Annotated in this window: 23 protein-coding genes; 16 read left to right on the forward strand and 7 right to left on the reverse strand. The window is 52.8% G+C overall.

Features of this window, described 5'->3' with window-relative positions:
• Positions 1-19: 19 nt before the first annotated feature.
• From EDM58_RS13280 to EDM58_RS13290, 3 genes are all read left to right on the forward strand, one after another.
• A complete protein-coding gene (locus EDM58_RS13280) occupies positions 20-1,459 on the forward strand; it encodes a bifunctional metallophosphatase/5'-nucleotidase (RefSeq protein ID WP_122913753.1) in 1,440 nt (479 codons plus the stop codon).
• Positions 1,460-1,531: 72 nt separating this feature from the next.
• The gene (locus EDM58_RS13285) at positions 1,532-1,834 is read left to right on the forward strand and encodes a YunC family protein (RefSeq protein ID WP_122913754.1); all 303 of its coding nucleotides are present in this window, start codon (positions 1,532-1,534) and stop codon (positions 1,832-1,834) included.
• A 143-nt stretch (positions 1,835-1,977) separates the two neighbouring features.
• The gene (locus EDM58_RS13290; RefSeq protein ID WP_122913755.1) at positions 1,978-3,072 is read left to right on the forward strand and encodes an HD-GYP domain-containing protein; all 1,095 of its coding nucleotides are present in this window, start codon (positions 1,978-1,980) and stop codon (positions 3,070-3,072) included.
• A gap of 14 nt (positions 3,073-3,086) precedes the next feature.
• Here the strand turns inward: EDM58_RS13290 and corA are convergent, their stop codons facing one another.
• Complete coding sequence (gene corA / locus EDM58_RS13295; protein WP_122913756.1) at positions 3,087-4,022, reverse strand: magnesium/cobalt transporter CorA; 936 nt, start codon at positions 4,020-4,022, stop codon at positions 3,087-3,089.
• 214 nt (positions 4,023-4,236) lie between these two features.
• Between corA and EDM58_RS13300 the strand changes: the two genes are divergently transcribed.
• The 6 genes from EDM58_RS13300 (at position 4,237) to yunB (ending at position 10,219) form a co-directional block, all read left to right on the forward strand.
• Positions 4,237-5,553, forward strand: coding sequence for a globin-coupled sensor protein (locus tag EDM58_RS13300; RefSeq protein ID WP_122913757.1), 1,317 nt, complete (start codon positions 4,237-4,239; stop codon positions 5,551-5,553).
• Between the two features lie 402 nt (positions 5,554-5,955).
• A complete protein-coding gene (locus EDM58_RS13305; RefSeq protein ID WP_122913758.1) occupies positions 5,956-6,591 on the forward strand; it encodes a YhbD family protein in 636 nt (211 codons plus the stop codon).
• A 12-nt stretch (positions 6,592-6,603) separates the two neighbouring features.
• Entirely contained in the window at positions 6,604-7,299 is a 696-nt protein-coding gene (locus EDM58_RS25510) for a hypothetical protein (protein ID WP_148039325.1), read from the forward strand.
• A complete protein-coding gene (locus EDM58_RS13310; protein WP_183187502.1) occupies positions 7,292-7,975 on the forward strand; it encodes a hypothetical protein in 684 nt (227 codons plus the stop codon). The genes EDM58_RS25510 and EDM58_RS13310 overlap by 8 nt, the downstream gene beginning before the upstream one ends.
• Before the next feature lie 228 nt (positions 7,976-8,203).
• On the forward strand, positions 8,204-9,388 hold the full coding sequence (locus EDM58_RS13315) for an MFS transporter (protein WP_122913760.1): 1,185 nt from the start codon (positions 8,204-8,206) through the stop codon (positions 9,386-9,388).
• 105 nt (positions 9,389-9,493) lie between these two features.
• Positions 9,494-10,219 (forward strand): sporulation protein YunB, encoded by a 726-nt coding sequence (gene yunB / locus EDM58_RS13320; RefSeq protein ID WP_246000712.1) that lies wholly within the window; start codon positions 9,494-9,496, stop codon positions 10,217-10,219.
• 63 nt (positions 10,220-10,282) lie between these two features.
• Here the strand turns inward: yunB and EDM58_RS13325 are convergent, their stop codons facing one another.
• Positions 10,283-10,966 (reverse strand): hypothetical protein, encoded by a 684-nt coding sequence (locus EDM58_RS13325; protein ID WP_122913761.1) that lies wholly within the window; start codon positions 10,964-10,966, stop codon positions 10,283-10,285.
• Between the two features lie 131 nt (positions 10,967-11,097).
• On the opposite strand from EDM58_RS13325, the gene kynA reads away from it, so the two are divergent.
• Positions 11,098-11,946: a tryptophan 2,3-dioxygenase gene (gene kynA, locus EDM58_RS13330; protein WP_122913762.1), complete on the forward strand. Its 849-nt coding sequence runs from the start codon at positions 11,098-11,100 to the stop codon at positions 11,944-11,946.
• Between the two features lie 7 nt (positions 11,947-11,953).
• Here the strand turns inward: kynA and EDM58_RS13335 are convergent, their stop codons facing one another.
• Together EDM58_RS13335 and EDM58_RS13340 are read right to left on the reverse strand one after the other, a co-directional pair.
• Positions 11,954-13,486 carry an aldehyde dehydrogenase family protein gene (locus EDM58_RS13335; RefSeq protein ID WP_122913763.1) on the reverse strand — a complete coding sequence of 511 codons (1,533 nt, stop codon included), beginning with the start codon at positions 13,484-13,486 and terminating at the stop codon, positions 11,954-11,956.
• Positions 13,487-13,598: 112 nt separating this feature from the next.
• Positions 13,599-14,615 carry a M23 family metallopeptidase gene (locus EDM58_RS13340; protein ID WP_122913764.1) on the reverse strand — a complete coding sequence of 339 codons (1,017 nt, stop codon included), beginning with the start codon at positions 14,613-14,615 and terminating at the stop codon, positions 13,599-13,601.
• Positions 14,616-14,775: 160 nt separating this feature from the next.
• Between EDM58_RS13340 and EDM58_RS13345 the strand changes: the two genes are divergently transcribed.
• The 3 genes from EDM58_RS13345 to lipA all read left to right on the forward strand — a co-directional run bounded on the left by EDM58_RS13345 (position 14,776) and on the right by lipA (position 19,060).
• Positions 14,776-15,900: a metallophosphoesterase family protein gene (locus EDM58_RS13345; protein WP_122913765.1), complete on the forward strand. Its 1,125-nt coding sequence runs from the start codon at positions 14,776-14,778 to the stop codon at positions 15,898-15,900.
• Positions 15,897-18,080, forward strand: a complete 2,184-nt coding sequence (locus tag EDM58_RS13350) for an ATP-binding protein (RefSeq protein ID WP_122913766.1) — start codon at positions 15,897-15,899, stop codon at positions 18,078-18,080. Before EDM58_RS13345 ends, EDM58_RS13350 begins: the two co-directional genes overlap by 4 nt.
• A gap of 92 nt (positions 18,081-18,172) precedes the next feature.
• Positions 18,173-19,060 (forward strand): lipoyl synthase, encoded by an 888-nt coding sequence (lipA, locus tag EDM58_RS13355; protein ID WP_122913767.1) that lies wholly within the window; start codon positions 18,173-18,175, stop codon positions 19,058-19,060.
• Between the two features lie 61 nt (positions 19,061-19,121).
• Here the strand turns inward: lipA and EDM58_RS26025 are convergent, their stop codons facing one another.
• Positions 19,122-20,234 (reverse strand): YhcN/YlaJ family sporulation lipoprotein, encoded by a 1,113-nt coding sequence (locus EDM58_RS26025; RefSeq protein WP_221175410.1) that lies wholly within the window; start codon positions 20,232-20,234, stop codon positions 19,122-19,124.
• 123 nt (positions 20,235-20,357) lie between these two features.
• On the opposite strand from EDM58_RS26025, the gene EDM58_RS13365 reads away from it, so the two are divergent.
• A complete protein-coding gene (locus EDM58_RS13365) occupies positions 20,358-20,990 on the forward strand; it encodes a YutD family protein (protein WP_246000715.1) in 633 nt (210 codons plus the stop codon).
• A gap of 477 nt (positions 20,991-21,467) precedes the next feature.
• Here the strand turns inward: EDM58_RS13365 and EDM58_RS13375 are convergent, their stop codons facing one another.
• Complete coding sequence (locus EDM58_RS13375) at positions 21,468-21,737, reverse strand: DUF3055 domain-containing protein (RefSeq protein ID WP_023558267.1); 270 nt, start codon at positions 21,735-21,737, stop codon at positions 21,468-21,470.
• Positions 21,738-21,747: 10 nt separating this feature from the next.
• Positions 21,748-22,722 carry a class II fructose-bisphosphatase gene (gene glpX, locus EDM58_RS13380; protein WP_122913770.1) on the reverse strand — a complete coding sequence of 325 codons (975 nt, stop codon included), beginning with the start codon at positions 22,720-22,722 and terminating at the stop codon, positions 21,748-21,750.
• Between the two features lie 281 nt (positions 22,723-23,003).
• Between glpX and hepT the strand changes: the two genes are divergently transcribed.
• Positions 23,004-23,393: a type VII toxin-antitoxin system HepT family RNase toxin gene (gene hepT, locus EDM58_RS13390; RefSeq protein WP_246000716.1), complete on the forward strand. Its 390-nt coding sequence runs from the start codon at positions 23,004-23,006 to the stop codon at positions 23,391-23,393.
• 91 nt (positions 23,394-23,484) lie between these two features.
• Positions 23,485-24,114 carry a helix-turn-helix transcriptional regulator gene (locus EDM58_RS13395; protein WP_023558263.1) on the forward strand — a complete coding sequence of 210 codons (630 nt, stop codon included), beginning with the start codon at positions 23,485-23,487 and terminating at the stop codon, positions 24,112-24,114.
• Positions 24,115-24,146 lie beyond the last annotated feature (32 nt).

Below are 24,146 nucleotides of genomic sequence, written 5' to 3' on the forward strand. Positions count from 1 at the left end.
ACAGAGGGGAGGGGAGATCGTGGCGGACATCTGTACTTTGCATTTGCTGCATACGAATGATCTGCACAGCCATTTCGCGAGCTTGCCTCGAATCGTCACCTGTCTTCGTACGCATCGCCAGACCTGGGAGCAGAACAATGAGCACGTTCTGACCGTCGATGTCGGCGATCATCTCGATCGGATGAATCTGATTACGGAGGCCAGCTTCGGCAAGGTAAATGTCGAGCTGATGAACCGAAGCGGCTACCAGTATGCGACCATCGGCAACAATGAAGGCATCACCTTGCCAAAAAAGCAGCTCAATACCCTGTACGAGCACGCCGCTTTCACGGTCGTTGCAAGCAACCTGCTGGACCCGCCGGACGGACGGCAGCCTGATTGGTCGGTGCCGTATGCCATCCATGAATGGGGGGATTTGCGGGTTGCGCTGCTGGGCGCGACGATCCCCTATCCGCATTCCTATCAGATGATGGGCTGGTCAAGCCTGGAGCCCAAGCCCATTCTCTCCGATCAGGTGGCGGCTTTGCGGGCGCAGGTTGACGTGATCGTCCTCTTGTCCCATTTGGGGTATCAGGAGGATTGCCGTCTTGCCGAGGAGGTGGAGGGGATCGATGTCATTTTGGGAGCCCATACACACCATCTTCTGGAACAGGGAGTTCGGATCAGGAACACGTTGATTGCCCAGACCGGCCGTTTTGGACAGTACGTCGGCCATGTTCGACTTGTTCTGGATCGGGAAAAGAAAACCGTGATCGAAGCGACGGCAGAGGTATTTCCGACAGAGCAGTACCCGGCGGATACACAGATCAGCCAATATCTGCAGGAGGAGATGGAAGCTGCGGAAAGCAGGTTGAACCAACCGATTGCCACGCTTGCCCATGATTTGCGGATCGGCTGGGAGGAAGAGACGGCATTCGGCTCCTTTTTGGCTGCAAGCATCCGGGAAAAAACAGGGGCTGAGGTGGGGCTGGCGAACGGAGGACTGCTGTTGACCGATCTGAAGCAAGGCGGATTGTCCCGGGCAGACCTGTTGCGTTGCGTGCCACATCCATTGAATCTGTGCGCGCTCACCTTGACGGGAGAACAGCTTACACAAGTCCTGGAACAAGCGATTCAGCCGCAGATCGTGAAACGGGAGCTGCGCGGCTGCGGTTTTCGGGGGAAAGTGGAGGGCTGGATGGGCGTCGACGGCCTGCGCATCGAGTACGTAGAGGATGAACATCCCCGCATTGTCTCCATCGAAGTGAACGGCCAGAAATTGGAGGCAAGCCGGAAGTATCGCGTGGGGACCGTAGATATGTTCATGTACAATCGGCTTTTTCCCGTGCTGCTGCAAGGAAGCGATGTACAATTTTTTCTTCCGGTTCTATTGCGCGAGCTCCTCGCCGAGACCCTGCAGAATGAGGAGATGCTTGCACGTTCGTTTTCACGCAGATGGATTCCGGTAAGGGCAGGCTGAGCGGATGCACAGCCGCCTTCCTTTTTTCATAGAATATAACGGCCTCACAGGGCGATGAGAGGAGAGTGCGCGATGGTTGAAGTCCAACCCATACATTTGTCAGAAGGAACGGCGATAGCGATTACGGTGCATCTGCCCAAGACCACGCTGCTGGCAGTAACGACTGATAACGGGTATATCATGTGCGGGGCGCTCGATGTCGGCTTGCTGAACGATCGGCTTGCCAAACGGGAGATCGTGGCGGGGCGTGCTGTCGGGGTGAAGACCATTCAGGAATTGCTCGACGCGCCATTGGAATCTGTAACACGCACTGCAGAACAGATGGGGATTACGGCAGGCATGCTCGGTCGAGATGCGATTGTCAAAATGCTGTAGACCATCCATATTATTGCCAAAAGCCTTTGTCAAGGATCGTCGACGAAGGCTTTTTTCCATTTTATTGTGCATTTTTTCGTGTTGAAACCAGTCGAATCACGCTATAATGAGGTGGACGAAAAAGAGAGGCGATTATTGGAAAGATGAGACTGATATCCATACGAAAATGCCGTCCGGGCGATACGCTCGCCCGTTCTATATACACCGAAACCGGCATGGTGCTCGTCGGGGCAGGTGTGGAACTGACGGAACGCATGCTGACGAGATTGAAAAACAAGAATATCACGAGCCTGTACATACAAGATAAACGGACAGATGACATCATCGTCGAGGGTGTCCTTACTGAGGAGACGCGCAGGGAAGCGATGGCGATCATCCATGAAACCTTGTTTGCAGTAGGAGAATCGCCTCAAAAATGGCAACAAATCTTTACTGATCGTTCGTTCGGAAGGCAGCTTCGCCATATCATGACGACAGTTGCAGACGAGATGAAGGGCTGCCGTTCGGCTTTGAACCTCATGGCGGATGCTTGTGCCTATGACAACTACATCTTTACGCATTCCTTCAATGTCGCCCTGTACAGCACAGCGCTGGCGATGAAGACAGACTTCACGGAAAAAGAAGTGCTGGAGATCGGAATCGGCGGACTGCTCCACGATATAGGGAAGATGCACATCCCTGATTCGATTTTGAAAAAACCCGGACGACTGACGGCAGAAGAATTTGAAATGATGAAAAGGCATACCGAGATCGGTTTTGAATTGCTGCGCAAGCAAGAAGATATTCCCTTGCTGGCAGCGCATTGCGCATTCCAGCATCACGAGCGCTGGGATGGATCAGGCTATCCGCGCCGGTTAAAGGGGGAGGAGATCCATCCCTACGGAAGATTGATGGCAGTGGCAGATGTCTTTGACGCACTCACGACACACCGGATCTATCGCGAGCCGATGCTGCCTCATGCTGCGATGGAGGTGCTGTACTCTGGAGCCGACCGGTTGTTTGATCATAGCTATGTGGTGGCATTGCGGGATACGATCGCCCTCTATCCGCTGGGGTTGAGCGTGACATTGAATACCGGAGAGTCCGGCGTGGTAGTCGATGCCAACATCGGGCTGCCTAGTCGTCCGATCATACGCATTCTGATGAATGAAGCGGGAGAACAGGTGGATGTGCCTTATGAAGTGGATCTGTCCAAGAAGCTTCATCTGATGATTACTGCTTGTGATGAGCTCGTCTAGTCTAGGCGCGCAGATTACAGCCACTCTTTTTTCTTGAAAATGAGGTACATCGTGACGCCGATGGCCGCCATGAAGCCGAGAACGATGTAATAGCCGTATGGATTATCCAGTTCGGGCATGTTATGAAAATTCATGCCGTAAATGCCGGTCACGATCGTCAAGGGCATGAAGATCGTGGTCAAGGCAGTAAATACGCGCATGATGTCATTGGCACGTCCAGCCAAGGATGCCTGGTAGGCTTCACGCAAGTTGCCGATCAGGTCGCGAAATGTTTCAAAGCTCTCCGCGACCTTTACAGCATCCTCCACAATATCGCCGAAGTACTTCCGTAAATAAGGCTCGATGAGCGGAAGGTCTTTTTTATGAAGTTCGTCGATCAGATCTCGTTGCGGCAACAGCATTTTCCGCGCATATAAAATTTCACTGCGCAATCCAATGATTTGTTCGAGATGCGATTTGCGCGTATTCACCAAAATTTCTTCTTCCAGTTTTTCAATCATATCTTCAATATTTTCAATAACATCAAAATACCGATCTACGACTTGATCGACCAGCTGATAGAGCAGTTCTGCGGGGCGATTCAATTCTTTTTCCCGAATCAAGGCAAGAAGTTCTGCAAACTCCGGGGCTTCCTGCTTGGTCACGGTAATAATCGTATGGCTGCCCAAAAACAGATTGATTTCACGTAAAAAAATATCATGATTCTGGAACGTAATGCCGTTTACGACCAGAAAGTAATGATCATCATACATTTGCAGCTTGGGACGCTGTTCCTCTTCGTCGATGCAATCCTCGACGGCCAGATGGTGCAATCCGAACAAGGGCTGCAGAACGGATAGATCGAAGGGAGTCGCGTCAATCCAGTAGAATCCGTTATCTGGCGGGGCGACGGTTTGTTCAAGATCATCGACCGGAGTTATAAGTCCGTTTTGGATCAACAGTATCTTCATTGGTCATTCTCCTGCAGGTAGTGGTTGGATATCCCAGATCAATCATACTTTCTCCGCATTTTACCATATCATACGCTCCATCTGCTCTTGCAGACAGATCAAAAGATCTCCCCATTCCCGTTTCGCAGTATGTTTACAGGTTCTTTGATCCAGTATATAATTCATAGAATTGGTAATTATCTTTTAATTCTTGACAATAAAAGGAGTACATCCCATGAGCACACGTCCGTTTTCCAGCATGTTCAGACTAAAAGGAAAATTGCAGAATGAGTCCTTTTTTGGAGAAATGAGGGAGCGGGGGGAAGTGAACATCGATCCTGATTCACTTTTATCCAGACAGTTGGCGCAAATCCATTTGACGGAACAAGACCTGACGATCGCCAAAGCGATTCAACCCATTATCATACAAAATATAAGCAAAATTGTAGACTGTTTTTACGAGAATATTGCCCGCGAACAACTGCTTATGACCATTATTGACAACAACAGTACAATAGATCGGTTGAAGCAAACACTGAATCGGCACATCACCGAAATGTTCAGCGGCAAGATCGACAGTGAATATATTGCGAAGCGAAGCCGGATCGCGGTCATTCACATGCGGATCGGCCTGGAGCCGAAGTGGTATATGTGCGCCTTCCAGAATCTGCTCATTTCAATCATTGATCTTCTGGACGAAGCAATCCCGGACAAGCGTGAATTCGTCATGGCGGTGCAAGTGGTGACAAAACTGCTCAACATCGAGCAGCAGATCGTTCTGGAAGAGTATGAGAACGAACATGAGCGCGCCCGCCAAATGGAGCAGAAGAAAAAAGATGAACTGCGTGCCTCACTCGCCAACTCGGCTCATGAGCTCGCAGCGGTGGCGGAGGAAAACAGCGCGTCTGTACAGCAGCTGACGGAGCAGTCGCGCGAAGTGATGCGCTTTGCTGAAAATGGGACAGGCTTTTCTTCCAAAGCACAGCAGCTTTCCCAGGAAGGGAAGGAGAAGCTGGAGAATCAGCAGGAGCAGATGAACCTGATTCAGGGCAGCGTCCATCAAATCGCAGAGGAAATGAACATGCTCGAAGACACCGCGGAGAAGATTCGCGGCATCGTCGACGTCGTGACGTCGATTGCCGAGCAGACCAATCTCCTAGCCTTGAACGCTGCAATCGAGGCAGCGCGGGCTGGGGAGCAGGGGCGCGGTTTTGCTGTCGTCGCCGATGAAGTGCGCAAGCTGGCGGAGCAGACCAAACAATCCGTGTCTGGTGTTCGGGAACTGATCGAAAAAACCAATCAACAGACCATCGTGCTGTCCAAAATCGTCGGAGAGATCCAGAACCTCGTTCACTCCAGCACGGCGATGACCAAAGAGACCAATGCATTCTTTGAAGGCATTATCAGCGCTGTATCGGACAGTAAGGAACAGAGCACGCGCATCCAAAGGGAGTTGGAAAGCTTCTTCCGCGTCATGGAGGACATGAATGAAGCGGTGGCGCAGGTAGCTTACTCCGCCGATGAGCTTTCTGACATTACGGAAAACCTATAAGAGTGGGCAGGAAAACAGAGAGACGACGGTTTCTCTGTTTTTTATATCGTTTTTTTGAATTCTTCATGAGAAACCCACAGAGAATCGCAGGAGGACCAGTAAAAGCTGGTCGAGGAAAAAGGGAAAAAAAGCAAAAGGCATTTGGGATCTTTACCCAGGCGCAGCGGAAAAGGCGGAACACGATTTCAGCGGCCAACTTTGAACCACTTCTTCGAAGTGGCTGCTTTTGGCCGCGGTTCCGCCTTTGGAGTGTAGCCGGCCCTGGCTTACCCCCAGTGAAGATCCCAACAGCCTGAAGCGTTTTTCCCTTTTTCCTCAGCTCCACTATAGATGGAGGACCACGAAACATAGCTTTACAACGTAACAGTGTTATGTTACATTCATAATCGGAGGAGATGAAAAGTGGAACGTGAGTTGATTTCCAAAAAAGAGCTGCTGGAGATAACGGGTATTTCCTACGGCCAATTGTATAGATGGAAGCGAAAGCGGCTGATTCCAGAGGAATGGTTTATTCGCAAATCCACCTTTACGGGGCAGGAAACGTTTTTTCCAAAGGAGCTGATCCTCGGGCGCATCGATCAAATCGTCAACAAAAAGGATGATCTGTCATTGGATGAGCTGGCGGAAAAGCTCTCTCAATCCCCGTTGCTGCCTGACATGCATGCAACGGCAGGTGAATTGTTGGATCGTAACATTGTTTCCAAGGTTGTGTTGGATCGTTACGGGATAACTCCAGCGGGGGAGAGGGGAGCGGTTTATTCCTTTCCAGAGTTGTTCCCGCTGTATGTGATTGATCAATTGCTTGCTGCCGGGGAAATCAGTCTGGAGGAGGGTGGATTGCTGGTGGAGACGCTGAACGAGCAGTGGCCCAAGCTGGAGTGCAAGCCGTGCGATCTGCTTTTTTTCAGGAAAATGGGGCTTTCCTCATGTGTGATCGTGTCTGTTCCGGCAGAGCTGCATTTTGATAAAGGGGTAAAAGTGGTTGCGAGGCTCTCGCTGTTGGATCTAACCGAGCAGGTAAAGGGGAAGCTGATATGAGGAGGAAATCAGATGACTGGATCGGAGAATAAATCCGAGTTGCTGCCGAAACTGACAATCGACGGAGTATGCAATGCCGGTGGCGGAGTCTATGACAGCGTCAACCTCGACGGTGTCGGGAAAATCAACGGGGCGGTCAAGTCCCGAGCGTTCCGGGCTAACGGCCAGTTCAAAGTGCTGGGTGATTTGGAATCCACGGAAATGATCTGTGAAGGAATCCTTACTGTGCATGGCAATGCCCACATTGCAGAGGGAAAAATGGACGGGATGCTGACCATCGAAGGGACGCTTGACGGGGAGCATCTGGAGGTATACGGCGTATGGAAGGTCAAAAAGAATTGTGAAATCGAACGAATGAAGACAGAAGGGGCATTTTTCATTGACGGCCTATTGAATGCAGGGCATGTAGAGATTCACCTGCATGGCTTGAGCAAGGCTAGCGAAATCGGCGTGGAAGCCCTCCGCGTCCGCCGGCTCTCGAAAAGCAAATGGAATCTTTTGCGATTCATCCCGAAGTTCAACCCGGAGCTGCAGGCGAAAGTGATTGAAGGGGATGAGCTGGATCTGGAATATACGACAACAGACGTCGTTCGGGGCAATCGGGTCTCGATCGGGCCAGGATGCACCATTGGCAGAGTCGAGTATCGATCCGAGTTGATCAAGCATCCGAAGGCAAAAGTGGGGGAGGAGATGAAGGTTGGTGACTGAAGAATCCAAGCAGGATTTAAAGGTAGTGGGAAACTCGTCTTGTGCTGGCGGACAGTATCGACGGGTCAAGATTACCGGAGAGTGTGCCATAGCTGGGGATGTGGAATGCGAGAAGCTCTCGTGTACAGGCGACGCGGCCATTCACGGCAACTTGCTGACAGGAGAGCTGTCGATGACCGGAGACATGCAGATCACAGGGGATGTGAACACGAAGAAAATCCGCGGCAAAGGAGATTTGGTTATTGACAGCCGGATTTGCGGGGAGGAAATCCGCTTTACAGGAAATCTCGAGGTTCAGGGTGACTGCGAGTCCGGTCTGCTGGAGGTCAACGGAGGCATCCAAGTCCAAGGATTGTTGAGTGCGGAGCGATTGCAGCTGAGAATGCTCGGACCCTGCCAGGCGAGGGAGATCGGCGGGGGAAATCTGGATGTGAAGCGAAGCATAGGGACTATCTGGAAGCAATGGTTCGGACAGGATTCGCAGGTTGTTCTTCTTGCCGAGGTGATCGAAGGCGATGTGCTCAATCTTGATTACACAAAAGCTGGTATTGTCCGGGGCAAGGACGTCGTCATCGGACAGGGATGCGAGATTGGGCGGGTGGAATACTGGGGAAGCTTGGAGGTTCATCCGGAAGCGTCCGTCAAAGAACAGATTTGCCTGAGTGAGCGAGCGTGAATTTTCAAGCATGACGGTGCCGTTCTTTTGCGCTACCATAGAGATAAGGCGCAGTGATGTGCCAAGCAGGAGCTTTCAGGGAAGACGCCCCTGAAAACAAACACTCATTTTTGCTATTCTGTATGCTAAAAGGAGGCTTGCGCATGTCAACGGCCACAATCAGTGTACGCACCCTGTAATCAGGGGCGTGCGAACTGAACCGCCTGCATTCGTCAGGGGGTTTGGAACATGAAGGGATACAAAGGATACTTGTATGTCAATGCACTGTCTTCGCTGGGATCGAGGATGGATTTGATCGCATCGAGTGCGTTGATCTTTACATTTGCAGATAGCGTTTATTGGTTGAGCGCTTTTTTTGTGGCTCGCCAAATCGGCGGAATGATGTTCAGCATGGCTGCGGGCATTCTCGCGGATCGCATGGATCGCAGACGCGCCATGCTGATAAGCGACTTCGGGGCAGGCTTGTCGATCTTGCTGGTGCTGCTGTACCCGCATCCGTACGTCATCGTCGGGGCGGCTTTTGTCAAAGGCATGCTGTACAGCTTGTTTCACATCAGCTTTCAGGCTTCCTTGCCGCAGATGTTCGGCAAAGACGCATTGGTGAACATAAATGGGCTGACTGTGCGACTGGAGTCTATCGTGGGGATTGCTGGCTTCGCTTTCGGGGGAGTTTTGACAGAATCTTTCGGGTATGCCGTAGTCATCGCCTTTGATGCCGCTACGTTCTTTGTATCGGCGATCGTCCTGATGCGGCTGCGTTGGGAGAATGACGAGCAGCAGGGAACGGAACATGGGGCCGTACGGCAGGAGCGAGAGACGGCCAGCCGGTTCTGGTTTGGCGCCACATACGCCTATCTGGCAAAGCACCCGCTTCTGCTCGCAGTCAGTCTGCTAGCATTTTTCGAAGCCTTGAGCACGGCTTCGCATAACTACGGATTGCCGTTCTTGGCGGAGCTGTTTATCCCAAAGGATGCTGTTCTCCACGGAGGCATGTGGTCGCTGATGAGCGCGGGCGCATGGGCAGGGACGTATTTGGCTTCCCATCTGCGATCCCATCAGGTAGCGAGCCTTTTTGCAGCCTCGTTTTTGCTTGCGATTACGATATCGCTCTCCTTTGCAGGTAGCCAGCTATGGATTGTTTTGCTGTTCTTGGGCCTGGCGGGGATGTTTACGGGAATTGCCCAGGTATGCAGGAATACGATTCTCCAGGGGGCGGAGAGCCGAATTCGCGGCAGGGTGATGGGAGTCCAGAACACGTTGAGCCGAGGCGGCTTTTTTGTCGGATTCCTGGCTGGCCCATCGGTCGTCGGCTTCTGGGATTTGTCGGGAATGGTCATTCTGGCGCAAGCAGTTTTCGCAGGGGGCATGTTGCTTTTGCTCTCGTATTTGTACCTGAACCGAAAGAACGTATGAATTGAGTCCACCAAGCCGCAGCTGATATAGCCTGCGGCTTTCGCGTTTTTACACAGGGCTTAGTCTTTTTTCCACGTGTTTGCCATAGGATGTACCAACTGGGAGGTGACGGGATTGGCGATGTTTCGAACCCGTCGGCGATGGAGAAACCCGCTTTCCCGCACAAAAGCCTTCTTGATCGCGCTAATCATCTTTCTCATTCTGACCATCCAGATGCTGGTCATGCTCGAAAAGCGGCTGGAACCCACACTTTTGATTCTCGCTTCCCAAAAGGCTGAACAGCTTGCAAAAGACGCGATAACAGATGCCGTTACCAAGCGGATTTCCCAGCAAGGTGTCGACTTCAATGAAATCGTCATGATTGAAAAAGACAATGAAGGGCGCATTCAGTCCTATCAGTTCAATTATCGCGAGTATTCCCGGATCGTGGGGGAGACGACCTTTCGAGTCCAGAACAAGCTGCAGGAATTCGAGCAAAATAAAGTAGACCACTCAATACCGCTTGGGCTGGCTACGGGCAACAGCTTCCTTGCCAACATGGGACCCGAGCTCCCGATCACCTTCGTCCCGATTGGCTCCGTCAAAACCAAGCTGGAGACAAATCTCAAAGAGGCAGGCATCAATATGGTGCTAGTGACCGTCTACATTTTTGTCGAGGTGGATTTGAGGATCGTCATCCCCTTCGCCACAGAAGAGAAGACCGTGACTACAAGAATCCCCATTACGCATTCACTGATCATCGGGGATGTGCCGCAGTACCTGTACAACAACCCCGACGGCAAGCCGGATGTGCCGCGGGCCAAATCAGAATTTGAAATGCCTGCGGATTGACAAGACCTCTGGCAGCTATCGCCAGGGGTTTTGTTGCGTCCGGGTGTAAAGAAGAGAAATCCCTCAGGACACTTGCAGCAGGAGTGTCCTCGTTTTGCTTCCTTGCTCCCGCCATTGCTGCAATCCTTCATAGGACAGATCTGCTGTATCGGGAATCGTGGCCTCGAGAGTCTGATCATCCTTCCATTTCAGATCCAGGATCGGGAAGGCAAAATCTCCGGAAACAGCTTGTTCGGAAATCGTGGCAGGTTCTCCGTGTACAGCTGCAACACTGAATTCATCTGTACGCAACACAAGGAGCTGATGGCGCACCAGCTCTGCTCCCTCATTTCGGCCCATCAGGAGGGCAAGATAGGTTTCGTTCGGGGAAAAAGCATGGCTGACGAATATGCTCCCATCGTAGGCAGGCAGGGATAAGGTACGGTGCTGTTCTTCTTTGATCTGCAGCCAGAGATGGTCACACAGCTTGGTGCCGCAGCTGTAGCGGATGTCCCCGTAAACTACGCCTGTCGGGGAGGAGAATGCGGAAGTGTTCACGCGTTCCCATTCGATTTGGCGCTCGGAAGAATCGAAGGATGCCATGTAGTCGTCCAGCTCTGGCAATTCTTTTGTGGGAACAGAAATTGTCCCAGATTCGAGGGACAGCTCGACACTGCTCCCAGCGTGGCCGAAGCCGGAGGATTGGCAGCCGTATACGATGCCAGTTGTCATCAGCAGCAATAGAACAAGAAATGGTGAGGGCTTCATGCCGATTTTCCTTTCCGGGTTAAAGTGGCGCCTGCCTAATCGCGGCAAGTCGTCCAAAGATATTGACATCATGTCAATAACTATCATAAACTAAATTCACAACATTCTAACAAAGATTAAAGGAGAACGCCATGTCAAACCACGAGCGGAACGTACAGGCGGGCAACGAAGCGAGTATTCATATGGATTTTTCCAAGGAGATGTCCTATGGCGACTATCTGCAGTTGGAGTCCATTCTCTCTGCGCAACGACGGCTGTCCGATCATCACGATGAGATGCTGTTCATCATTATCCATCAGACGAGCGAGTTATGGATGAAATTGATCCTGCACGAATTGGAGGCAGCCATCTCTTGTATTTGGGAGAAAAATCTGGACCCGGTCTTCAAGATGCTGTCCAGGGTGTCGCGCATACAGCAGCAGTTGATCCAATCCTGGGATGTGTTGTCCACGCTGACCCCATCCGAATATCTGGAGTTCCGGGATACACTTGGCAAATCGTCCGGTTTTCAGTCGTATCAAAATCGCCTGATCGAGTTTGCCATGGGGTACAAGAGTCCCCATGCACTCAAGGTATTTGAGCATGAGCCAAAGATCTATGCGCAATTAAAAAAAGCGCTGGAGACGCCGGGGTTGTATGACGCCTCGATCTTCATGCTGGCAGAACGCGGATTGCCGATCGATCCAGCCGCGTTACAACGCGACTGGACACAGGATTATCAGCCAAACCAGAGTGTAGAGGATGCGTGGCTCGCGGTATACCGGGACGTCAACAAGTATTGGGACTTGTACGAACTGGCAGAAAAGCTGGTAGACATCGAAAACCGCCAACAGCAGTGGCGGCTCAATCACATGTTTACCGTGGAGCGAATCATCGGCAACAAGATGGGGACGGGTGGATCGTCAGGTGTCCAGTATTTGAAGCGGGTGCTTGACCACCGTTTCTTCCCGGAGCTGTGGAGTTTGCGCACCAAGCTGTAATGATGAGTCAGCGCAGTCTGCGAAATTCCCGCCAGATGGCACGCAGGGTGTCAGCGGATAGGGACCGTTTCTCTCCGTACAGCCATTTGGTCACGCCGCTCATCATGGTCTGCTGGTCCTCCGTATAGGGATACCAGTTCAGCTCGCGCTTGCGCTTGCCCGGGTCATGAATGACCGAGGTGCTGTGGGTGAAGGCCTGCAGCCCGAGAGGACCGCGATATCGGCCGATGCCGCTTTCCTTCACTCCGCCAAAAGGAAGATGCGGATTGGCAAAGCTGATGATGACGTCATTGATGCAGACGTTGCCGCTCTCCAATTGCTCGGCAATGCGGCGGGCACGCCTGCTGTCCTGCGACCAGACCGAAGCGTTCAGTCCATACGGTGAGCTGTTGGCTAGCTTGACAGCTTCTTCCTCCGAGGAGAAACGCATGATCGGCAGCACAGGGCCAAACGTTTCTTCTTGCATGATTTTCATAGTCGGGGTGACATTGGTCAGCACGGTCGGTGGAAGAAACATCGAGCCGTCTACCGGGACATCCCCGCCCAGGACGGCTGTTGCTCCCATGGCAACAGCCTCTTCGATGTGCTCACGAACGATGGGAATCTGGTCGGGAAATGTCATCGAGCCAACCTCGGCTGATTGGGGGAAGCCCTGGCGCAAGGCTTTGGCCTTCTCCGTCACCAAGGCGACAAAACGGTCGTGGACGGATTCGTGGACAAAAGCGCGCTCCACCGACATGCAGACTTGTCCCGAATTGGTGAAAGCCCCCCATACAGCAGCATTGGCAGCCCGTTCTACATGCGCATCGGAGCAGACGATCATCGGGTCTTTGCCGCCAAGCTCCAGCTCAACCGGGATGAGATGCTCTGCCGCAGCACGCATGATCGATTTGCCTGTGCGAACTGATCCTGTAAAAAATATTTTATCAGGACGGGACGAGACTAGCGCCTGCCCAGCTTCTTTGCCGCCGTGCACCACATGGACGACTCCCTCCGGGAAAGGAACAGCCCGGAATAGCTCCTCGATCAACAGCCCCACGGAAGCAGTGACCTCTGATGGCTTCAGGACAACGGTATTTCCTGCGACCAAGGCAGAGAGGACGGGAATGACGGCTAGCTGGAAGGGATAATTCCACGGCGCGATTACTGCCACGACCCCCATCGGCCTGTAGTGGATGTAGGACTTCTTGGGCTTAAGCAGCAAGGGTGTCGCTGCTTTTTGCGGCGCCAGCATCCGTCTTGCGTGCTTTTCATAGAAGCGTATGGTGTCGATCGTAACGAAAATCTCGGTCATGTATGCTTCAAAATGAACCTTTCCGGTAGCCTGACTAATACGCTGCGCCAGTTCCTCGCCATGGCGGACGAGATGCAGACGAAGCTGGGCCAACAAGTCCAGCCTGTCTGCAAGCGATGTTTTCGACCATACCGTAAAAACACGGCGAGCATGCTCGACAGCTTGCCGGACCTCATCAGGGGTCGCTTCATGGAGCGTGCCGATCTGTTCGCCCGTAGCGGGATTGTACAGGGAGAGGACAGTCATGGACGAACACCTCTTCATCGTAAAATGGGCCTGCTCACAGAAAAGCTGGCTCCATACAGGTTCGCGGGAGTGAGGCGTTTTTCCTCTCCAGCCATGACGTGCAGCTTCCCAATCACCTTTTCTGTTTCAACCGTTCCCAGCGCCGCAGGTACGGATAAGGGTCAAAAGCCCAATCGTCGCCGCCTGTTTCCCGATACATGCCATAGTGCAAATGAGGGGGAAACTTGCCGGAGGTTCCAGGCCTTCCGTAACCGGAACTTCCGACATAGCCGATCACTTCTCCGGGTTCCACGATGTCTCCGGGCTTCAATCCCTTTTTAAAGGAGGACAAATGCGCAAAGTAGTGGTAGACGTTCGCCATGTCACGCATGCCGATCCGCCAGCCTCCGTAGCGGTTCCAGCCGACCACTTCGATCATGCCGTATCCCGTGCTGAGTACAGGAGTCCCGTAGCCCGCGAAGATGTCTGTTCCTTCGTGAATGCGCCGTCCCCCCCAGCCGCGGGCATCTCCCCAGGTGCTGCGGTAGCTGTAGGTGTAGCGAGAAGGGATGGGGAAATGACGGCCGTTCAGATCGAGATGCTGGTACTTGTCGTAGATGGTGGCAAACTGGTGAATCGTTCTGACGGCACGGCCTCGCTTGTAGTACTCCCAAAGTCCGATGCGCCAATCGTCGCGCTCAAATCCGTAGTCGGACAGAAAATGGATGAAAGTCGCCAGCACATCACGGTCATTGTGGCGATCCGCCATTCCATCGCCATCTCCATCTATCCCGATCCCGCCAAAAAAGGATATGGAAGCGGGGTTTGTATCCTTGTCATCTGGATTTAACTCCCCGCACCATCGCTCGGCGGAAATGTCTATGGCCGTCAATCGATTCGCCGCAGATTCGGGTTCACCCTTTTTCTTTTTGCGTATCTTCATTGACCGCTCATATTGATCAATGGCAGCCAGGTACGTCCAGGGGACCCCGTACATTGCCTCCATCTGTTGAAAAAGCTGGAGACGCTCCTCTAAAACAGGATCGACAGATGGGGCGGATGGGGCAGCGCTCGCCGGTACCAGCGGCAGGACAGCAGATACGATGCAGATGCACAAGCCGATTTGAATGATGAGCCGGAAAACCTTCATGCTGTCTCCCTCCACCCGAGTATTTTCTTTATGTAGTTTCTGACAGGTGCAATGAATTATCCAGATACTTTTTGGAAGGGCTTTTCAATGCTTCCATATTTCCTGTATTATAAGGAGAAAGTATGTTCGTAGTTTTGGGCTGGCAGGGAGTTGAAAGCAATTGTTGACCTTTATTCATACGGCGGATGTCCATCTGGATGCGCCGATGCAAGCTTTATCGGAGCAGTATGCGCTCCGACAGGATGATTTCCGCCGGACGATGCGCCGGATCCGCGATCTGGTCGTGGACAAGCAGGCAGACTTCTGGCTGATCGCGGGAGACTTGCTCGAATATCACGGCGGCAGCCGCTCTACGGCTTTATTTTTGCGTGATTTGTTTGCCAGTGTCGCGCCTGTACCCGTCTGCATAGCACCCGGCAATCATGATCCGTGGAGAGAGGATTCCTATTATCAGAGCCTGAGCTGGTCCGGCAACGTATTCTGGTTTACGCCGGAGTGGGGGGCCTTTGAATTTCCGGAGAAATCCTGCGTGGTCTACGGCTGGGGATTTCCGGAGCCGCATGTTTACGAATCGCCTTTGCGCCATTTTCCAGGCAAGCTGTCGGGATACAAGCATCACGTGATGGTTCTCCACGCACATGTGCGGAGCAGCGGGGGAGACGACCATCATCCTTACGCCCCTGTGACGGTACAGGAATTGGTGGATACCGAGATGGATTATGTGGCACTGGGGCATATTCACAAGCCGATGCAATTCGTCCATCCGCTGAAAAAACAGCCGATTGCCGCCTACCCGGGGACTCCAGAAGCCTTGACTGTCAAGGAGGAGGGGGAGCGCTGCGTCTTGTATGGCGAATTGGATCAGGACGGCAGACTGACGCTTACGCCCATCTCAGTCGAGCAAAGGCGTGTCAGCAGGATTGAGATCAAGCTTGGCGGAGTGGAGACGATGGAGGCTCTGGTGGAGTTGGTGCAACAAGAGCTGGCAGCCGAGTCTGCCGAAAATATGGTTTACGTCACCTTGAGCGGGGAGCGCGCTGCTCATTTCACCCCGTCGCTCGCCGTGCTGCAGCAGCGATTTCGCCACTTTTTCCTGATCCGTTTTACCGACCAGACTTGGCCTGACGTGGACGAGGAGAAGCTGATGGCTGAGGGCGGCGTATTGGGCAGATGGCTCGCCAAGCTGGCCGATGCGGAAGCCCGAGCCACCGATGAAGCGCAGCGGCAGATGATCCGGCTGGCGCGTCGGGAAGCAGTGGAGCGGATTGGGGGTAGTTCAGTTTGAGAATCGAAGAGGTGCAGCTCAAAGGTTTTGGCAAGTACCAGGACGCTGTGTTTCGCTTCGCACCGGGCATCAATCTCTTTTTTGCCCCCAATGAAGCAGGCAAGTCGACATTGCTGCACGGCATGATCGCCGCACTGTACGGCATGAAGCGGGATTACGTGAAAACGACCCGCTACCTGCCGGAGTACGAAAAGTATCGCCCGTGGCAGCCGGGACCGTATGAAACAATCATCACCTATCAACTGGCAGGCAGGACGTATCGGCTCCACCGGAGTTTGCTGAAAGAGCGGGAAGAGGCTCGCCTGTTTTTGGACCCTGAATGGACAGAGCTGACGGATGTTTACCAGGAGGACAGGCGCAAGGAGCGCAATTTTATCGAAAAGCATCTGGGGCTTAGCCGCAGCTTGTTTACAGATGTGACGTGGATTCGCCGGGAGCCGCTGGCCGCCGGGGAGCATTTGATGCCGGCTTTGATGGCGGATACGCAGGAACCCAACCCCATTGCAAACAAAATTCTCGCCGAGCTGGAGCGGGATTTGAGCGCAATCGGCAAAAAGGAGAAGGCGGAAAATACGCTGCTGGGCAAGGCGACAGCACTCTTGGCCCAAAAAGAGGCGGAGCTGCGGCAAGCCGAGGCGGTCAGCCAAGAGATGAGCCAATTGAGCCGCCAGCTTGCCGATTGGGAGAGTGAGCGAGTCTCCCTGGAGCAGCTGCGCCATCGATTGCTGCAAAAGAAAGCCCATTGGGCGAAGCGTGAAGAGGAGTGGCAGAAGCGGTGGCAGCTAAGCCATAGCACCCCTGATGAAGAGCAGTGGAGATGGTGGGAAGAAACCAGTCTCTCCCATGAGGAACGGGTGCTCCATCAGCAGACGCAGGCTGCCCTGCATCGTCTAAAGATTGCGGAAGAAAGCAAACATGAGCCAATGGCCCCGAGCCAGGAACACGAGCTGCTGCGCCGCCTGCAAATCGATTATGAGCAAGGGGCAGCGCTGAGGAGGCAATGGGAAGACGCGCATGTCAGACTGGCGCAGCTCGCTGCCTCCACGCGACGGTCAGAAAGCAGGGAGCCGCGGCAGTCCTTTGGGGGGGCAGAGTGGTTGTGGACGGGTGCTGTCGCGTCTGCGGGAATCGGGATCATCTCTTGGCTGTTTGAGCAATTTAGCAGCAGTGCCGCAGCGTTTGCTGTGACCGCTGTTCTCGCAGCCGCGGCCTGGTTTTTTGGCGGTAAGCGGAAGAGGAATGACCCTGGAGCCAGCCTTCCATCAGAAGAAATGAGGAGAATCCAAGAGGAGCTGGCTTTTCTGGACGAAAGGCTGGAGGCCTTGTTGGGCCACTGGCAGCTGCCGGATTGGGAAGCTTTTATCGCATATCGGGAGGACCTGCAGCTGCAGATTCGGGAAAGGGAAAGTCGACAAGCCGCAGAGCGGCTCTCGAGGCATGAAGAGGCAAACAAACTGATCCGTGAGTGGGGAACGGCTGTCCGGGATTGCTTGACACGCGAAAAGCAGACATGGGGCTTGCGTGATTGGCAAACGGAATGCGCGAGGGTAGAAGAGCAATTGCAGCTGGTAAGAGAGCGGATTGCCAAGGCGACCGGACAGATGGAGGCGCATGAGGGGATATCTGTCTCACAGTCACGGGCAGAGTACGACGAAGCCCGGGCGGGACTCGCGCGGCTGCTGGAAAAGCGGGAGGCACTCCAATTCGCCCGTGATGCCTTGGTCGAGGCGATGGCGGAGTGGAACCGGGATGTATCTCCTGGCGTCAACAGACAGGCTTCCGTAGTGATGGACAAGATCTCGGATGGGCGTTATCGGGAGGTACGACTTGATCCGAGAGACAGCTTTTCGGTAAAAGTACTGGAGCCGCACAATCAGCGCGTGCTCGAACAGGAGCAATGCTCTACAGGAACACAGGATCAACTGTACTTTGCCCAGAGAATGGCTTTGTTTCACCATGTCAGCCAGCAGACCGAGCCATTGCCGCTGTTTTTGGACGATCATTTTGTCCACTACGATCAGCGGCGTCTGAAGCAGGCATTGGCTTATCTGGAGGAAGTAAGCGAGGAGCACCAGATCTTCTTGTTCAGCTGTACGGATCGGGAGCTGCTCGTATGGGAGCGAATGCTGTCGGCATCACAAAAACATCGGGTACATGCGTTTGCCGAAATACTGGCGTAGCATAATTGGCTTGAAGTGCCAAAGAGGTTGCCCCACCTTGGGTCAAGCTCTATAATGAACGTATTGACCAAGTCACGTGAGGAGTGGGCCCCATGACGCAACGTAAACCCGAGTGGCTCAAAATTAACCTGGTATCCGGCCCGGAGCTTGCCACATTTAAGGAATTGAAACAAACCATGCGCAGCCAGACGCTGCATACGGTATGCGAAGAAGCAAAATGCCCCAACATCCATGAATGCTGGGCAAATCGTACGGCCACCTTCATGATCCTGGGAGATATCTGCACCCGTGCCTGCCGGTTTTGCGCTGTCAAGACAGGCTTGCCTACGGAGCTTGATCTGGCAGAGCCGGAGCGCGTAGCGGAGGCTGCCGAACAGATGGGCCTTAACTATGTCGTGGTTACCTCTGTAGCCCGTGATGATCTGGCGGACGGGGGAGCCCAGATTTTTGCCGAAACCATCCGGGCGATTCGGCGCAGATTGCCGCTTGCTTCCGTAGAGGTATTGATTCCTGACTTTTTGGGGAATTGGGATTCGCTCAAAACGGTTATGGATGCGCGTCCTGATGTTCTGAACCATAATATCGAGACGGTGCGTCGCATGTCTGATCGCGTCCGGGCTAGGGCGAAGTACGATCGTACGCTTGCCCTGCTGAAAAAAGCCAAGGAGCTTCAGCCAGACATTCCGACCAAATCCAGCCTGATGATCGGGGTTGGGGAGACAGTGGAGGAAATCATCGAAACCATGGATGATTTGCGCTCCGTTGACGTGAATATCATGACGATCGGCCAGTACCTGCAGCCGACGAAAAAACATCTTAAGGTGGAGCATTATTACCATCCCGATGAATTCGCCAGGCTGAAAGAAGAAGGAATGAAACGAGGGTTTAGCCACGTAGAAGCAGGGCCGTTGGTGCGCAGCTCGTACCACGCCCACGAACAAGCGGATGCAGCGAAGGAAGGCATCGCGCAAGCACAATAATCGGCACATGCACAAACCACCTGTCACAAGTGAACAGGTGGTTTGTTTTGCCATTTGATCGTTAACGGTTGGAGATGCCTACAGGCGAATTCGTGCCTTTGTTTCTTTTGCTAGCTGTCCCAGCCTTGCCGCCTCTTGTGGTCTCTGCATCTGTTTTGCCACCCATGCGCTTGATCAGCGAATTCAATTGGTTCCCATCGACTGAACGTACACCCATGGTATTGTTGGTGCGGCTGGCAACACGAGTGATTTCCTGAATATCACGCGCGTTGTCGGTTACATATACCTTGTAGTAGCGAGGAGAGACAGACATGGCATTCATTCTCGCCTGTTTTTTCGCTTCCGCAGCGTTTTGGCCATTTGTGTTCAGCCCGACAAAGATCTCTTCATCGGTTACCAAGACAGTAGAGCGTTGTACTCCTGGGCAGCTTGCAGTTACATTTCCGACCGCACGAGCCAATGCATCACGGTCTACATAAACCTGATTCGCATTGTTTGTAGCGCGGAGTACGTTGCGATCGGTCGTGGCATAGCCCATATGAGGCATTCCATTGCCCGTCGCTCCCATTGTTCCCATGCCTGTCCGGGTTCCCGTGTTTTGGTAAATGGATTGGTTTCTCGCACCATCGGGGAAGGCGGTGTAAGGGCGGGTTCCATTGGTGTAGGCGTTGAAGTTATTGTTGCGCCCATCTGTTCCGAAACCACGGAAACCATTGTTGCGTCCATCCATCCCGAAGCCGCGGAAGCCATCGTTGCCTCCATTGGTCCCAAAGCCGAGGAAACCATCATTGCCTCCATTTGTCCCGAAGCCGCGGAAGCCATCTCCCATCCCGGCGCCAGTGCCCGTGGTGCCAGTGCCTGTATACCCGTTGGTCCCATAGGTGCTGGTTCCAGTGCCAGTGTAATTTCCGAACCCAGTTGCCCTTGTACCATACCCAGTAGTATTGGTCCCGTAATTTGTTCCATTCATCGTGCCTGCACCTGTGCCAAACGTGGTGCCTCGGCCTACTCCATCGTAGTTGCGAACATGCAGACCATCAGTCCCGGTATAGTTTCGTGTGGACTGGGTAGTGGTTTTGTTCGGCGTCGTGTAGTTCGGGGCAGCGTTGTTGCCACATGCGGAAGCCATCAAAGCGATACCTGCGATTGCTGGAATGAGCCATTTCTTATTCATTGGAACACCTCCTACACGATAGAATGTCCACACTGCGACCGGCGTTTTCGTGGGAATTTTAGCTCTTATTGCTTGAAATATGGTAAGATGGTCGTAGTATGCACGAGTGAGGAGGGAGCGGACTTGATTCGCACGCAAGCCGGTACTTATGAAGTCATGGAAGAAAATCGCGATGGCTGGAATCCAGAAGCATTCAAAGAGCGCTATAGCGACATTCTCGACAAATACGACTACATCGTAGGCGATTGGGGCTATGGTCAACTCCGTCTGCGGGGATTTTATTCCGATGCGAATCGCAAAGTGCCGTTCGAGCAGCGAATTTCCGCTCTGGATGAATACCTGCAGGAGTTCTGCAATTTCGGGTGCCCCTATTTCGTTTTGCAAAAGGTAAAAGGGGCATTTGGTTCGGATGAAACCCAGAGCCAGGACCTGGCTGCTTACGATGCAGAGGGGGAAGAACGGCAGGAACTCGTTCGGGACGATGTGATTCACACAGAGCGCAAGGATCGCCGTCGGTTCAATCCCCGCCAGAACAAGCAGGATCGGTCAGAACGAGGCAACGCAGCAGCAGGGCAAGAGCAGCGCGCAGGCTCCGGTCGCGGTGAGCGATCAGACAAGCCCAGATTGAACAAGGATAAAATGGAGAAAGGTCGGGACAACGGGAAAGACCGTCGACCGCATCAAGCACGTCCGAACCGTGAGCGCGACAAGGTCTCAAGCAGCCCCAACACGAATCCGCCCAAACGTGAAGGATAGAAAAGGATAAAAAAGCAAACAGCCCTTTCCGAAACAGGAGGGGCTGTTTATCATTTGATTGGTGACCAGCTTAAAATCCGTCGTATCCTCCATATCCTCCGTACGGATAGAAGGGATAAGGCTGGTAAGGATAGGGATAAGGATAGGGGTAAGGGTAGGGGTAAGGATAGGTGCCAAAGGGAATTACGATTGGAAAAATAAAATCGATGTCTCTTCTGCGGCGACGCCAAAATACAGGGTGCGCTTGGTCTTCCGGAATGGATTGGTAGTCTTCCTCAGTGCTATATTGCGCATGATGGTCATGTTGATAAGGTTGCATTGTGCGATCTGCACTCCTCTCCATGTCTGTATGTGCAGTAGCAGTATACGGGATAGATGCCCTGCTTGAGCGTTGTCCGGACAGAATTGGGCTCTTGGGCAAAAGCAAAGAGGGAAGAGCATCATGGGCTCTTCCCTCAAACGGAGTCGGCTGGAATATTAAATAACGGTTTCCAAAAAGGAGTGCAGTTCCTGCGCTTCTGCTTCGCTGATGTTGAAGGCGTACTCGAGATAGCCTTCCTCCTTCAAGTCATCATGTCCGATGATGGCAGAACGGCCATTTTGAATATTGATCACCAGTTTTTTTCCGTAAAAGCGATTTGTCGTCGTGATCGCCAGGTCGAAGCGCGTCGACTCAGCCATGAAACTGACGAAGCGGGTTTTGGTTTCCTCTGTGTCGTCGTACAGGTAAAACAAATCGTGGGCCATGTGTATCCCCCTATCTCAATGGTAAATGTGGTTTATGCTCTGTGTTGTGCAGGGCACGCACAAAGCGGATCGTCTTGGTCTGTGCGCGCATGACGATGGAGTGGGTTTCCACCATGTCGTCGCCCAAAAAGCGGACGCCTTGCAGCAATTCGCCGTCAGACACGCCAGTTGCCGCAAAAATGGCGTCATCACCCCGAACAAGATCATGTAGGTGAAGAAGCTGCTCGGGGTTGGCAAGCCCCATCCGAATGCAGCGTTCACGCTCGCTGTCGTTTTGCGGCTTGAGCTGGGCTTGCATGTCTCCTCCAAGACATTTAATCGCAGCTGCGCTGATGACACCTTCTGGAGCGCCGCCAATCCCTAAGAAGAGATCGATTCCGGTATGAGGGAGGCAGGCAGCGATTGCAGCCCCTACATCTCCGTCTCCGAACAGTTTGACGCGGGCTCCTTTTTCCCGGATTGCATCGATGATGGCCTGGTGGCGTTCCCGCTCCTGGATAATGACAGTTACATCCTGAATCCGTTTGTTGTTGGCTTCCGCGACGATTTCGATCATTTGGTCGACAGGATCGTGGAGCTTGATTTTTCCCGCTGCGCGTTTTCCGACTGCCATTTTCATCATATACATGTCGGGTGCGTGGAGCAACGTGCCGCGGTCCCCGATGGCGATGACAGACATGGCATTGTTATGCCCCTTGGCTACGATGGTCGTGCCTTCGAGCGGATCTACCGCCACGTCCACTTCTGGACCTGTTGCATCCGCATGTCCCAGTTTTTCTCCAATATAGAGCATGGGGGCTTCATCCAGTTCTCCTTCACCAATGACAACCGTTCCCCGCATGTTGATGGTATCAAACATGGCCCGCATGGCCTCGGTCGCCGCTCCATCTGCCTCGTTTTTATTCCCCCGTCCCAACCAGTGGGACGAGGCGAGTGCTGCCATTTCTGTTACACGCACGATTTCCAGTGCCAGTTCGCGTTCCAAAAGTCTTCCTCCCTTGATCCCAGCAAAATACCTCCATCATTGTAACATAAAGTACAAGGGGAATCGTGACAGCGTGTACAAATTTGGTATACTGATGGTTGAAAAGAGGTGACAGCCGGTGAGCAATTCCTACCTGCAGGAAGGGGAATTGGTTCTTCTCGTCCTTGTTCTCACATTCGCAATTACCATTTTTTACGCAAAGCGAAAAGCAAAAAAGCGGAAATAGGTGAAATCACATGTATGATGTAAATACAAAACGTATCGATCAAGTTTTTACCCATATGAATAAGATGATAAATTTGTTGGAAAAGCTGAGTGGCCGCGGCAAGGATGCGGTACTGGCAGACGAGGTGGCGACGGCTGCGATGGAGCGCGGTCTGCATCTGTCAATTGAAGCGGTCATCGATGTCGGCAATGCGTTGATCGACGGATTTATCATGCGCGACCCTGGAAGCTACAGCGATATTGTCGAAATTCTGCGCGATGAGCAGGTCATTACCGAGCAGCAAGCCCGAATTCTAACCCGTGTCACTGACTTCCGCAAGCATCTGGTCAACGATTACACGACTGTGCCTGCCGGCGAGATGTATGAGGTTGTACAGGATTCGCTTTCCACTCTGCGTGAATTCGAACCAGCAGTCCGTACTTATCTTGAAAAAGAGCTATTCTAAGCAGGTAAGCGGATTTTTTATACAAAACCCTTTCATTAGTTTACTAACGTGTCGAAATCCGCTACAATAAAGAGAAAGGGCGGTGATACGTATGACAAATGAAGGAACGTCCACCCGCGATCAGATCTTGCACATGCTAAAGGTCAGAGGGTCGCTCTCAGTCAGCGACATGGCAGTCGATCTTGGCATCACGGAGATGGCGGTGAGACGTCATCTAAATACATTGGAACGGGATAGCTTGATCAAGTCTACCTTGGTTCGGCAAGCGATGGGACGCCCAACAAACGTTTATTCCTTGTCGCAGGAAGCAGATGAATTGTTTCCGCGCAATTATTCTCATTTGACGCTAGATTTTCTTCGGGATTTGCAAGACATGGACGGCATGGGAAAAGTGGAAATGCTTTTTCGCCGCCGTGAGAATCGTCTGGAGGAAACCTACCGGCCGCAGATTCAGGGAGATTTGGAAGAACGTGTAGCCAAGTTGGCCGAGCTGCAAAATGACAAAGGCTATATGGTGGAATGGGAAAAGGTCGAATCCGGAGACGGCTACCGCATCCAAGAATTTAACTGTCCCATTTCGCAAGTTGCCCGTGAGTACAATCAGGCATGCAGCTGCGAGCTTTCGCTGTTCCGCCGCGTGCTCAAAGCCAATGTCGAGCAGACCTCGTGCATGGCCAAAGGCGGCGAAAAATGCGTGTTCGAGATCAAAGAAGCAAAGTAAAGCTGGAACCGGGAAAGCCAAAATCCACTTGA

Origin of the sequence: Brevibacillus panacihumi, assembly GCF_003710985.1 — a bacterium.
GTDB lineage: Bacteria > Bacillota > Bacilli > Brevibacillales > Brevibacillaceae > Brevibacillus > Brevibacillus panacihumi.